Source organism: Salinivibrio sp. PR932 (genome assembly GCF_001996125.1).
Lineage (GTDB): Bacteria > Pseudomonadota > Gammaproteobacteria > Enterobacterales > Vibrionaceae > Salinivibrio > Salinivibrio proteolyticus.
The window spans coordinates 1-12552 of record NZ_MUFM01000030.1 but is presented as its reverse complement, the minus strand read 5'-3'; the positions used below and the strand labels follow the sequence as shown (position 1 = coordinate 12552).

13 protein-coding genes and 1 pseudogene are annotated in these 12552 nt (G+C 53.2%); 7 read left to right on the top strand and 7 right to left on the bottom strand.

The window, feature by feature from the left end:
• Positions 1-78: 78 nt before the first annotated feature.
• The 4 genes and pseudogenes from trkA to def all read right to left on the bottom strand — a co-directional run.
• Positions 79-1461 (bottom strand): annotated as a pseudogene (gene trkA / locus BZG84_RS12960) (Trk system potassium transporter TrkA); the annotation flags it as partial.
• A 19-nt stretch (positions 1462-1480) separates the two neighbouring features.
• Positions 1481-2764, bottom strand: a complete 1284-nt coding sequence (gene rsmB, locus BZG84_RS12955; protein ID WP_077479870.1) for a 16S rRNA (cytosine(967)-C(5))-methyltransferase RsmB — start codon at positions 2762-2764, stop codon at positions 1481-1483.
• Between the two features lie 115 nt (positions 2765-2879).
• Positions 2880-3824 (bottom strand): methionyl-tRNA formyltransferase, encoded by a 945-nt coding sequence (fmt, locus tag BZG84_RS12950; protein ID WP_077479869.1) that lies wholly within the window; start codon positions 3822-3824, stop codon positions 2880-2882.
• A gap of 7 nt (positions 3825-3831) precedes the next feature.
• The gene (gene def / locus BZG84_RS12945; RefSeq protein WP_077458105.1) at positions 3832-4344 is read right to left on the bottom strand and encodes a peptide deformylase; all 513 of its coding nucleotides are present in this window, start codon (positions 4342-4344) and stop codon (positions 3832-3834) included.
• Between the two features lie 117 nt (positions 4345-4461).
• On the opposite strand from def, the gene BZG84_RS12940 reads away from it, so the two are divergent.
• From BZG84_RS12940 to BZG84_RS12925, 4 genes are read left to right on the top strand one after another with little or no spacing between them, the layout of a single operon-like run.
• Positions 4462-5523, top strand: coding sequence for a LysM peptidoglycan-binding domain-containing protein (locus tag BZG84_RS12940; protein WP_077479868.1), 1062 nt, complete (start codon positions 4462-4464; stop codon positions 5521-5523).
• Positions 5513-6622: a DNA-processing protein DprA gene (gene dprA, locus BZG84_RS12935; protein ID WP_077479867.1), complete on the top strand. Its 1110-nt coding sequence runs from the start codon at positions 5513-5515 to the stop codon at positions 6620-6622. The genes BZG84_RS12940 and dprA overlap by 11 nt, the downstream gene beginning before the upstream one ends.
• Positions 6623-6624: 2 nt before the next feature.
• Positions 6625-7098 (top strand): DUF494 family protein, encoded by a 474-nt coding sequence (locus BZG84_RS12930; protein ID WP_046074885.1) that lies wholly within the window; start codon positions 6625-6627, stop codon positions 7096-7098.
• A gap of 28 nt (positions 7099-7126) precedes the next feature.
• Positions 7127-7684 carry a DNA topoisomerase family protein gene (locus BZG84_RS12925; protein ID WP_077479866.1) on the top strand — a complete coding sequence of 186 codons (558 nt, stop codon included), beginning with the start codon at positions 7127-7129 and terminating at the stop codon, positions 7682-7684.
• Here BZG84_RS12925 and BZG84_RS12920 read toward each other — a convergent pair.
• Positions 7681-8829, bottom strand: a complete 1149-nt coding sequence (locus BZG84_RS12920) for a 5-(carboxyamino)imidazole ribonucleotide synthase (RefSeq protein WP_077479865.1) — start codon at positions 8827-8829, stop codon at positions 7681-7683. The genes BZG84_RS12925 and BZG84_RS12920 overlap by 4 nt on opposite strands.
• A 4-nt stretch (positions 8830-8833) precedes the next feature.
• Entirely contained in the window at positions 8834-9316 is a 483-nt protein-coding gene (gene purE / locus BZG84_RS12915; RefSeq protein ID WP_069362358.1) for a 5-(carboxyamino)imidazole ribonucleotide mutase, read from the bottom strand.
• A gap of 178 nt (positions 9317-9494) precedes the next feature.
• On the opposite strand from purE, the gene hemF reads away from it, so the two are divergent.
• Genes hemF through BZG84_RS12900 form a run of 3 tightly spaced genes read left to right on the top strand, consistent with a single transcriptional unit; the run spans position 9495 to position 11497 of the window.
• Positions 9495-10412 carry an oxygen-dependent coproporphyrinogen oxidase gene (hemF, locus tag BZG84_RS12910; protein WP_046074889.1) on the top strand — a complete coding sequence of 306 codons (918 nt, stop codon included), beginning with the start codon at positions 9495-9497 and terminating at the stop codon, positions 10410-10412.
• Positions 10413-10415: 3 nt separating this feature from the next.
• Positions 10416-11240 carry a shikimate dehydrogenase gene (gene aroE / locus BZG84_RS12905; RefSeq protein WP_077479864.1) on the top strand — a complete coding sequence of 275 codons (825 nt, stop codon included), beginning with the start codon at positions 10416-10418 and terminating at the stop codon, positions 11238-11240.
• Positions 11237-11497: a DUF1488 family protein gene (locus BZG84_RS12900; RefSeq protein WP_158011500.1), complete on the top strand. Its 261-nt coding sequence runs from the start codon at positions 11237-11239 to the stop codon at positions 11495-11497. The genes aroE and BZG84_RS12900 overlap by 4 nt, the downstream gene beginning before the upstream one ends.
• Here the strand turns inward: BZG84_RS12900 and BZG84_RS12895 are convergent.
• Entirely contained in the window at positions 11494-12033 is a 540-nt protein-coding gene (locus tag BZG84_RS12895; protein ID WP_021022715.1) for a gamma carbonic anhydrase family protein, read from the bottom strand. The two genes, BZG84_RS12900 and BZG84_RS12895, sit on opposite strands and share 4 nt — an antisense overlap.
• Between the last annotated feature and the right edge of the window lie 519 nt (positions 12034-12552).

Below are 12552 nucleotides of genomic sequence, written 5' to 3'. Positions count from 1 at the left end.
TACCCAAATTTAGGGTGCTGGCAGTGCGCGAGCCAAAAGTGTGTGCCTGTAGGCCAGATTGGCCTACAGGACATTGATTTAGAGAAAGAAAGGACTGGGCTGGAACAGGCGCTCTACGTCTGGAATGTATTTTTTATCGACCAAGAACATCACCACATGATCGTCTTGTTGGATCACGGTTTTATCGTGTGCAATCAAGACTTCTTCGCCACGTACCACTGCCCCGATGGTGGTGCCGGGGGGCAGTTTGATATCGCCAATCTCACGGCCCACGACTTTGGATGTTGCAGAATCACCATGAGCGATGGCCTCGATGGCTTCGGCCGCGCCACGCCGTAGCGATGACACATTGACGATGTCACCACGACGCACATGGGTTAGCAGGGCAGAGATAGTCGCTTGTTGAGGCGAGATGGCAATATCGATCGCGCCGCCTTGTACCAAGTCGACATACGCACCGCGTTGAATCAGCACCATGACTTTCTTTGCCCCAAGGCGTTTGGCCAACATGGCAGACATGATGTTTGCTTCATCTTCGTTGGTCACCGCGATAAAGACATCGATTTGGTCAATGTGCTCTTCGCTCAACAGCTCTTGATCGGAGGCATCGCCACAAAATACCGTGGTATCTTCCAGCAACTCAGAGAGGTGTTCGGCTCGGGCAGGATCGCGCTCGATAAGCTTAACGCTGTATTGGCGTTCAAGTGCCATGGCTAGGCCTGCCCCGATATTCCCGCCCCCGACAATCATGATCCGTTTGTAGGGTTTTTCGAGGCGTTGCAATTCACTCATTACGGAGCGAATGTGGTTACTGGCGGCGACAAAGAACACTTCGTCATCGGCTTCGATAATGGTGGTGCCTTGCGGGCGAATGGGGCGATCGCGACGGAAGATAGCGGCAACACGGGTATCGACGTGCGGCATATGCTCTCGCAGCGCCGACAAAGCCTTTCCGACAAGCGGGCCGCCGTAATACGCTTTGACGGCGACTAAGCCCACTTTGTTATCGGCAAAACCGACCACCTGCAGCGCCCCGGGATATTCAATGAGGCGGCGAATGTAGCGGGTGACGAGCTCTTCGGGCGCAATTAAATGATCGACCGGACAGGCCTCGCGATTAAACAGCTGATCTTTGACTGCCAAGTACTCTGGGCTGCGGATCCGGGCGACACGATTAGGTGTATTAAATCGGGTATACGCAACCTGACAAGCAATCATATTGGTCTCGTCAGAATTGGTGACCGCAACCAACATATCAGCATCTTGTGCGCCAGCTTCTTGCAGCGTTGAGGGATGACTGGCATAGCCTTGCACCACGCGCAGATCGTATTTGTCTTGCAAGTCACGCAGTCGTTCAGGCGCACAATCGACAATGGTGATGTCGTTGTTTTCACCCACCAAGTTTTCTGCCAAGGTGCCGCCGACTTGTCCGGCGCCCAAGATGATGATTTTCATGTTATTAACTCTCCCTGCTTGGCACTTAGGTCAGTGACTTTTCCAAGCATGCGTAGTAAAAGCCGTCCATGTCTTGCTCGCCGGGTAAAATCTGACGTCCCGGCACCTCTGACGAGCCGGTGCGCAAGTTGGCATCAGGTGTACGGGCGAGAAAATCACGGATTTGATGGCGATTTTCATCGGGTAAAACAGAACAGGTTGCATACACAAGGGTACCGCCCGGCTTAAGCTGCTGCCACATTGCATCCAAGATTGCCGCTTGGAGCGTGACGAGGGCGGCAATGTCGCTATCACGGCGTAACCATTTGATGTCGGGGTGGCGACGGATCACACCGGTTGCCGAACAGGGTGCATCAAGCAAAATACGGTCAAATGCGGGACCTGAATGCCAAGCGCTGGGTTCGCGAGCATCGGCTTGTTTCACCGTGGCATTAAGCCCCAGTCGAGCAAGGTTCTCTTTGACGCGGCTCAATCTTTGCGCATCGGCGTCAATCGCGGTGACATGGGCGCTCGGTTGGTGCTCTAAGATGTGGCAGGTTTTTCCGCCCGGTGCCGCACAGCAATCAAGAATCGTCTCGTCTGCTTGCGGAGTCAGGTAGTCGATGGCGAGTTGGGCTGCGGCGTCTTGAACGGATACCCAACCTTGGTCAAACCCCGGTAAGCGCGAGACATCGCACGGCTTGGTCAATTTGATTGCATCACCTGCTTCAACGAGGCACTCCCCATCAATGCCCGCTTCTTTGAGTAGTGCAAGATAGGTATCAGGGCGATGGTACTGACGATTAACCCGCAGCCACATGGGCGCTTTTTGATGGTTGGCTGCGACAATTGCTTGCCATTGCTCGGGATAGGCTTCTTGTAACCGCTTGAGTAGCCAACTGGGGTGGCAAAACTCGCCGGCGGCATTGGCGGTACTGGCTTCATCTAACGCGGTTTGCTCGCGTTGATATTGACGCAAGATGGCATTGATCAACCCACGAAGTTGAGGGCGCTTGAGTGTTTGGGTGGCGTTCACGGTTTCAGCCACTGCTGCATGCGCTGGGATGCGCATATAACCTAATTGATACAAGCCGACCAGAATGAGGTGATGGAAGACACGTTGTTTGCCTTTCAGTGGCTTATCCATCAAGGATTGCACGATTTGCTCAAGGCGTGGCAACCAACGTAAGGTGCCATAACACATCTCTTGTAATAAGGCCGCGTCACGCGGTGCGATGCGTTGCTGGGCTAAAGGCAGTTGTTGTGACAGGGACTGACCCTGATCGACAACTTGATACAGAACGCGGGCAGCCGCGGCTCTTACATTCATGCTGTTACCTACATTGCAGCCAAGTGGCGAGTAGTATGCCACCAAGGGGCGTTAACCAATAAAAAAGGCCAGTGGACTGGCCTTTGAATGACGATGACACGGGAAACCGTGTTCATTATAGCTGTGTACCAATCTCAAACCATTCACGGCGCGCGTTGAGCAGCTCATGGGCTTGCATAGCTTTTTTACCGGGAGGCTGAAGCTGTGTTAGCTGGAGTACACCTTTGCCGGTAGCAACCTGAATACCGTGCTTGTCGGTATTGATCACTGTGCCAGGTGTGGCGTCGACATCAATGTCGAGCACATTGGCCTGCCAGACTTTGATATTTTGCTCTCCCAAGGTGAAGTAGCTGACTGGACGTGGATTAAAGGCGCGAATGCAGCGTCCGATAAACGCAGCATCTTGTGTCCAATCAATTTTGGCTTCTTGCTTGGTCAGCTTCTCGGCATAGTTGGCTTTGGCATCGTTTTGTGGCTCGGCAAGAATAATGCCGTTGGCCATGTCATTGAGACAATCAATCAAGGCTTGGGGCCCCAATTCTGCCAAACGCGTATACAAGCTGGCACTGGTATCGGTTTCTTCGATAGGCAGCGTGGCGATTTTTAGCATATCGCCGGTATCAAGGCCTTCGTCCATCTGCATGATGGTGACACCGGTTTCGGTATCGCCCGCCCACACGGCACGCTCAATTGGCGCGGCGCCGCGCCAACGTGGCAAAATAGAGCCGTGGACATTCACACAGCCCAATCGCGGTGTATCCAATACCGCTTTGGGCAGGATCAGCCCGTAAGCGACCACGACCATCACGTCAGCGTTTAAGGCTGCCAGTTCCGCTTGCGCTTGTTCATCACGCAGCGTGCGGGGTTGATACACGGGTAAGTTATGCTCAAGCGCGAGCTTTTTCACTGGGCTTGCCGTGAGCTTCTTGCCTCGGCCTGCCGGTTTATCTTCGCGGCTATAAACCGCAATCACCTCATGCTCGCTGTTGAGCAGGGCTTGCAAATGGCGCGCGGCAAAATCCGGCGTGCCCGCAAATACAATACGCAGCGGTGTACTCAAAGTGACCTCAGCTTGCTTTTTGGTTAGCGCGTTTGATTTTTTCCATCTTCTGCTTGATGCGTTGACGCTTCAATGGCGAGAGGTAGTCAACAAACAGCTTACCTTCTAAATGGTCAAGCTCATGCTGGACACAAATGGCCAACAGGTCGTCAGCATCAAACTGATATGGATTGCCGTCGCGGTCTAACGCTTTCACAGTCACTTCGGCAGCACGTGGCACTAAGGCACGGGAACCCGGTACGGACAGGCAGCCTTCTTCGATACCGTCTTCGCCACGTTTTTCGATGATCTCTGGGTTAATTAACACCATAGGGTCATCACGGGTTTCAGATATATCGATCACCACGATACGTTGGTGAAAATCCACCTGAGTCGCGGCGAGACCAATACCGTCTTCGTCGTACATGGTCTCGAGCATGTCGTCGACCATTTTTTGGATCTCAGGCGTCACTGCTTCGACCGGCTTGGCGACGGTGCGAAGACGCTCATCTGGGAATGTTAATACGTTCAATAAAGCCATAACGTCTCATAAAAATTGAACTGTGCCGAAAGCGGCACGGGGTAATTGGGTTAATTCTAGACATTTTGACAGCCAATTGACAGCATCAGCATCATCCGTCTGGTGAGGAAGACATTGATGACAAGAAAGCTATTCAATCTCGCCGCCGCTGGGCTATTGGCTATCGCGCTACCAGTACTGGCAGCCAGCTCTGCCGAGAGTCAGCGATATGTGGTTGAACGAGGGGATACCCTGTGGGATATCGCCGCTACCTTTTTCGATAACCCTTGGCAATGGCCTGAAGTGTGGTACGCAAATCCGACCATAAAAGATCCCAATCTTATTTATCCCGGCGATGTGCTCACCCTCACATGGCAAGCGGGGAAACCGACCGTTAGCTATAAGCCTAGGCGTGCGATTGCAGCAAAGGGAGGTTCGCCTAAGACGCCAGCGCTGAGCAGTGTCGATCCTATGCTGCTGCCGTACTTACAGCAGGACATGCTGGTTGAAAAAGCGCGTTTGGTGGCGCTGCCTCGCGTCCTTGGCTCGGCGGATGGGCGTCAATATCTGTCAGTGCACGATACCCTGTATGTGGATGCGTCGCTGAGTGCTAAGGATTGGCAAGTGTTTCGGGTTGAGAAAACCTTTTTACGCCCTGCGACGTCAGAGGCTAGCGCCGAACCTACCGCGATGGTGAGCTTAAAACATGTGGCTGATGGACGCATCCGTGCGAGAAGTGAAGGGCGCAGTGTGATGACATTGACTCGGGTAGTGCAAGAAGTGCGCCCCAATGATGTCTTGTTACCTTTACCCGAGAACACGCATCCGCGCTTTTGGCCCCAAGCGGCTCAAACTGATGCCACATTATTGGGGCATCTGTATGGCAGTGAGTATGTCGCGAATGGTCAGCTTGTGGTACTTGATAAAGGCGCCAATGATGGCGTGACAGCCGGGCAAATGTTTACTGTCACTGAAGCTGGTGCCAACGTATTAAATGGCCCTGGTGAGTATCGCTATCAAAACGCCAGTGACAGTACTGCGCAGCCGATGACCGCCTTGCCTGATGTGACGGTGGGACAAACCATGGTGGTTCGGGCTTATCCGTGGGTCAGTTTGGCGGTGATCACCCAAGCGCGTCAGCCAATTAAAGCCGGCATGCATGCGGTGCCACCGTCCCCTCAACTGGCCTATGCGCGATAAATCCCTGCGAGGGTGGTTGATACTGACCCAAGTGCCGCGGTTGCGCGTTTCGCAGCGACGCGCGCTGTTGGCCAAAGTGCCCATCGATGCGTTGAGTGAGCAAACTGCTCATGATCTTGCCGCGGTTGGTTTAACCGCTGAGCAATGTCAGGCTATCACGCATCCCAATCATGCCATGATTGAGCGTAGCCTTGAGTGGGCGAGGCAAGAGCATTGTCACCTGATTGGCTTTGACCACCCAGCTTACCCTGCATTACTCCGAGAAATCGCACGGCCGCCTTTGCTCTTGTATGTGCAAGGCGATCTGGCTTGCTTGGCGATGCCTCAATTGGCGATGGTGGGCAGTCGTCACGCGACCCCGCAAGGCTTAGAAACGGCGTATCAATTTGCTAAACAACTGGTTGAGCATGGTGTTGCGATTACCAGTGGGCTTGCGCTCGGTATCGATGGCCGAGCACACAAAGGTGCTCTTGAAGGTCACGGTAAGACATTGGCGGTGCTAGGAAGCGGGCTTGCCAATGTGTATCCTGCACGACATCGCGCATTGGCCGAGCGGATTGAAGCACAGGGCGCACTGGTTTCAGAGTTCTGGCCAGAGGCACCGCCAAGAGCCGAACACTTTCCGCGGCGCAACCGGTTGATCAGTGGCTTGTCGGCAGGCGTATTAGTGGTAGAGGCCGCGCCACAAAGTGGATCGCTGATCACGGCACGTTATGCACTTGAGCAAAATCGTGATGTGTTTGCGATTCCTGGGCCCATTGACCAAGTCCAGTCGCGTGGATGCCACCAATTGATTAAACAAGGGGCCACACTCACAGACTGTGTCGATGATATCTTGCATGAAATTGATAGCCTGATAAGCTTCGCCGCGTGTCAACAAACCGAATTATTTAGTGACGCGCCTAAGTTAGATACACATGAAGGATTGCCATTTCCTGAGCTGTTGGCTAACGTAGGTACTAAAGCGACGTGTGTCGACGTACTGGCTGAGCGCTGCAACCAACCGGTTCACGAAATCATGATGCAGTTGTTAGACTTAGAACTCCAGGGGCTTGTAGCAGCAGTACCCGGTGGCTATGTCAGAACGAGGAGGGGCTAGCCATGATGGACATTCTTATGTACCTGTTCGAAACCTACATCCATAGCGATGTGGAAGTGATGATCGATCAGGACGAGTTAGCAGATGAATTGTCCCGCGCGGGTTTTCATCAAGACGATATATATAAAGCCCTGAACTGGCTTGAAAAGCTGGCACAGTTGCAAAATGCGGATAAACAGCCTTACCTATCAGGCAGTGCCCAAAGCTCGATCCGAATCTATACCGAGCAAGAAACGCGCTTTATTGACCAAGAAAGCCGAGGCTTCCTCTTATTCTTGGAGCAGGCTGGGGTGCTTTCACCGGAAACGCGTGAAATGGTCATCGATCGGGTGATGGAACTCGAGACCCAAGAATTTGGTCTTGATGATCTAAAATGGGTTATTTTGATGGTGCTGTTTAACGTGCCTGGTAACGAACGTGCGTATACACAGATGGAAGAAATGCTGTACGACGCACAAGAGGGATACGTGCATTAACGCTTATCAATGACAGTAAAAGGTGTGAATGAGTAAAGATAACACCCCGAATACCCACGAGCGCTGCCCGGAATGTGGCAGCGCTCTTGCGTTTAAATCGGGCAAACGAGGCCCGTTTCTGGCCTGTACGGCCTACCCAGACTGCCACTATACCAAAGCGTTACATCATGGCGATGGCCATGTAGTAAAAGCCCTTGGCGTGGCTTGTCCGGCGTGTCATCAGGGAGAATTGGTGTTACGTCAAGGTCGATTCGGTATGTTTATTGGCTGTGATCAGTTCCCGCAATGTACGCATATCGAAAAACCGGATGAACCGGATCATACTACCCTCACTTGCCCTGCCTGCCACAAAGGTGAGCTGGTGGAGCGCACCTCGCGTTACGGCAAGCGCTTTTTTGCCTGTGACCAATACCCGAAGTGTCATTTTGCGGTAAACGCACAACCGATAGCCGGCACCTGCGAGCAATGTGGCTTTGCGCTGCTGGTGGAACGCAAGAAAGGCGGCAAGACGGTGCATCAATGTGCCGATAAACCCTGCAGCGCGATTCAAGGTGAATCGGCTGCAGAATCGGAGAGCGAAGGCTAATCGGTTTGCGCGGCGAGAGCTAATGCCGCCGATTTCAAACCGTGAAAAGCATCATCGGGGAGGTAGCTGGCGAGACTGGCTAACTTGGTGGCAAGCGCCGCGTTCGATGTGGCCGTGACATTAATATGACCCACTTTACGCCCCGGACGAGGCGTTTTGTTGTACCAATGCACATGGGCATCACGATAGGTCGCAAGCGGGACACTGCCTTGGCCTAAGATATTAATCATCGCCGTTGGCTGGATTAAATCGGTCGGGCCAAGGGGTAAGCCGCTGACCGCGCGCAGGTGGTTTTCAAATTGGCAACACGCGCTACCTTGCTGTGTCCAGTGACCGGAGTTGTGCACCCGAGGCGCTATCTCGTTCACCAGCAAGCTGCCGTCCACATCAAAGAATTCCACCGCGAGTACCCCCACATAGTTAAGCGCGCTGGCAATCTTTTCCAACATGTCCGCCGCCTGTGTTTGCAAGGCATGCTCATCCGGGCGCACCACAGACAAGGTTAATATCCCATCATGGTGGTGGTTTTGGGTCAGGCTATAACTGGCAAATTCACCATTCGCGCCACGCACACCAATCAGTGACACTTCTCGGTCAAAAGGGATCATGGCTTCGGCAATGATGGCTTGGCCATCGCGTTGCTCTGGCGCGGTGAGAAAGGCGTCGAGCTCGGCCCATAATGCGTGAAGATCATCGCCGTCACGATAGCGCCACTGTCCTTTGCCGTCATAACCATCCAAGGTGCTTTTGAGGACCAAGGGGGCCCCCAGTGCGTCGACCGCCTTTTCTAAATCGGCCTGTGTATACACCACTCGGTATGGCGCATTGGCGACACCTGCTTGCATCAGCAGGGCTTTTTCAATTTGGCGGTCGCCACCGGTTAGAATCGCCTGAGCACTGGGGCGTAACTTCCCGCTTTGCTCGCATTGGTGCAAGATATCAGCGGGGATATGCTCAAATTCCGCGGTGATAATATCTGCGCCGGCGATAGCCGTATTGAGGCCGTGCCCTAGTGGTTGCAGCGTCAGTGGGTGAATAATGTCGCCACTACGCACATCATAGGCGCTGACGATAAGATTGAGCGGTGCGCCGGCCAAGGCCATCATCCGGGCCAGTTGTCCCGCACCTAACACCAGAATATTCATGGCCTTACCCTTGTGGATTGGGTTGAGCGAGAACGGCTTCAGTTTGCGCTTGGCGAAACGCATCCACTTTTGCCATCAAGTCAGGGTCGGCCGTTGCGAGAATTTGTGCGGCAAGGAGGCCTGCATTCGCGGCGCCTGCGTCACCAATGGCGAGCGTGCCCACTGCCACGCCCTTGGGCATTTGAGCAATAGAAAGCAATGAGTCCATGCCCTTTAACGCTTTTGACTGGACCGGCACGCCGAGCACCGGCAGGCTGGTGTGTGCGGCGGTCATCCCAGGCAAATGGGCGGCCCCCCCAGCGCCGGCAATAATCACTTTAATCCCGCGCTCGGCCGCTTGTTGGGCGTAGTCGGCAAGTAACTGTGGTGTGCGATGGGCAGAGACAATACGGGTTTCGTAAGGGATGGCAAAGTGATCCAACATAGCCGCTGCATGTGTCATGGTAGGCCAATCGGATTGCGAGCCCATGATGATACCGACAGTCATAATACGTCCTTCTTGATGACAAGCGTGAATAAGATAAGCTGAGCGTGACGCGAATTATACCCAGATTTCATCGCAAGGAAAACGTTTGCGTAAGCGGTGGGGGATGAAATTCCGTCAAGATCCCAGTGCTTGGATCAGGTAAAGTAAGCACATAGTCTCAGTAACAAAGGATGTGAGCGTGGCACACGGTCAGTCGACAATTGATAAGCAAGCCGTGAAGGCTTTTTTCCTCCAACTTCAAGATGATATTTGCCAACAGCTTGCGCAAGAAGATGGTCAAGCGCATTTTATTGAAGATGCGTGGGAGCGTGAGAAAGGGGGCGGTGGTCGCAGTCGCGTCCTGCGTCAGGGCCAAGTATTTGAGCAAGCGGGAGTGAACTTCTCGCACGTATTTGGCGATCAAATGCCTGCCTCGGCGACCGCGCATCGCCCAGAGCTCGCCGGGCGCTGCTTTGAGGCCATGGGGGTGTCGTTAGTGATCCACCCTCACAACCCGTACGTGCCGACCTCGCATGCGAACGTGCGGTTTTTCATTGCTGAAAAGGAAGGCGCCGATCCTGTGTGGTGGTTTGGCGGTGGCTTTGACCTCACGCCTTTCTATCCGTTCGAGGAAGACTGCCAGCATTGGCATGAGACCGCCAAAGCCTTGTGCGCGCCCTTCGGTGATAGCGTGTACGCTGATCACAAAGCATGGTGCGATCGCTATTTTTATCTGCCCCATCGCGATGAAACCCGTGGCGTCGGCGGGCTTTTCTTTGATGATTTGAACCAGTGGCCATTCGAGCAGTGCTTTGCCTACACCCAAGCGGTTGGAAAAGGTTTTATCGATGCTTACCTGCCGATTGTACAGCGCCGCAAGGCAACGCCCTATGGTGAGCGTGAGCGAGATTTCCAGCTTTACCGCCGCGGACGCTATGTCGAATTTAACTTGGTGTATGACAGAGGTACGCTATTTGGCTTACAAAGTGGTGGGCGTACCGAATCTATCCTGATGTCGATGCCGCCGATGGCACGTTGGGAATATAATTGGTCACCCGATGAAGACGCGCCGGAAGCGAGACTCTATCGCGACTATCTTAAACCGAGGGAGTGGTAACGGATGACCGATCGTTATTGCGTGGTAGGCCACCCGATTGGCCACAGTAAGTCGCCGCAGATCCACGCCGCATTTGCGACGCAAACCCAACAAGACATCGACTATCAAGCCATTGAGGCGCCGCTTGAAGGCTTTGTGACCACCATGCAGGCGTTTTTTGCGCAAGGAGGGTGTGGCGCCAATGTGACCGTGCCTTTTAAACAGCAAGCGTATGAATGGGCTGATACACTGACAGAGCGTGCCCGCCGCGCCGGTGCCGTGAATACGCTGGTTAAGCAAAGCGATGGTTCCCTACTGGGTGATAATACGGACGGGGCAGGTTTGGTAACTGACTTACACTACCACCATGTGGCACTGCGCGATAAGCGCATTATGGTTGTGGGAGCAGGCGGTGCAGCAAGGGGTGTGTTGCTTCCTTTACTGGAGCAAGAGCCAGCATTGCTGATGATAGTGAATCGCACCGAGCAAAAAGCCCAGCAATTAGCCGCTGCATTTGGTGAGGCCGGACCGATCGCCTGTCATGCCGTGGATAAAACTATGGCGGCGCCGGTTGATGTGATCATTAATGCGACCTCGGCAAGCTTACATCAAAGCCATCCCCCTCTCCCGCAAGGAGCGATTGGCCCAGCGACCACTGTCTATGACATGGTGTATCAAGCTGGCTGTACAACCAGCAACCAATGGGCGCAACGCCAAGGAGCAGGGCGATGTTTAGACGGCTTGGGCATGCTGGTGGAACAAGCGGCGGAAAGCTTTGCTATATGGCGTGGCTGTCGGCCACAAACCGAACGTGTGCGCGAGCAGTTAAGAGAGGCACTCAGTCGATGAATCAATCCCTTATTCTGGCTGCGGACGAAGCGCAGGTCGATACCGTAAAGGCGCGTGTTTGTTTCTACGGCCAACTTAATGGTGCGTTGTTAACATGCGCTGTCCGCTTTACCACCTTATCTGCGCTCGCCGGCTGTGCGGTAGACTCGGATAATGCGCAGGCGATTGTCGAACAGGTTTGGTTTGATATTGAAGAGCAAATGGAAGCAGCCATCGAATCAGAAGCGTTTGAACCCGATGGCAGCTTGGTGATCTAGTGCTCGCAGCGGTAGATGTCTTTAGTGTCGACATAGTTTTGCGCTGAGCGTGCAAAATAGGCACGCTCTTTGTCAGTGAGGGGGCGAACCTGTTTGACCGGTGAGCCAACATACAGGTAGCCGCTCTCTAAGCGTTTTCCCGGCGGGACTAAACTGCCAGCGCCAATTAGCACTTCATCTTCAATCACAGCGTCATCAAGAATAATCGTCCCCATTCCCACTAGAACTCGGTTGCCAATCCGGCAGCCGTGTAACATGACTTTGTGGCCGATTGTCACTTCTTCACCGATGATCAGCGGGTAACCTTGTGGGTTTTCGGCATTTTTATGGGTGACATGAAGGACTGAGCCATCTTGCACATTGGTCCGTGCGCCAATCTGGATATGGTTCACGTCACCACGTGCCGCCACCAGCGGCCAAATACTCACATCATCGCCTAGCGTAATATCGCCAGCCAATACACTGGATTCATCAATATAGACGCGTTCGCCCAGCTGAGGCGTCATGCCTTTATAAGCGCGCAGCTGTTTTGCCATCACAAATCCCTCTTTATATCGCTATACAATGTCAGATAACGCTGACTTTGGTACCAGTTTTACACCCTAGCGAGCAAAAAAACAGCGAGTGACAGTTTTTTTCTAAAAAACCACTAAAAAGGGGTTGCCAATCTGATCAGCTTCCCTATAATGCGCCTCCATCGACACGGCACACAGGGCAAGCGCTCAGCGGCCATGTCGGGGCAAAAAATCAAATAAAAATAAACGCTTGACGTCAGTTTTTAAATGATTAAGATAGCCCACCTACTTAACGCCGGCAACGCGTTAGGGGAGTCAAAAAGAAGTTTTGTTTTCGCCGGCTGGCATCAACAAAAAGATAAAATTTCTTCTTGACTTCATCGGCAAGGCGAGTAATATACGCAGCCCTGACCGAGCGAAGCAACGCTTCGCAAGTCAACGCTCTTTAACAATTTGACCTATGCAATCTGTGTGGGCACTCGTTGAGAATAGACAAAAAGATTTATTCGATGAACTGAGTGACCAAACGACAACTTTTAT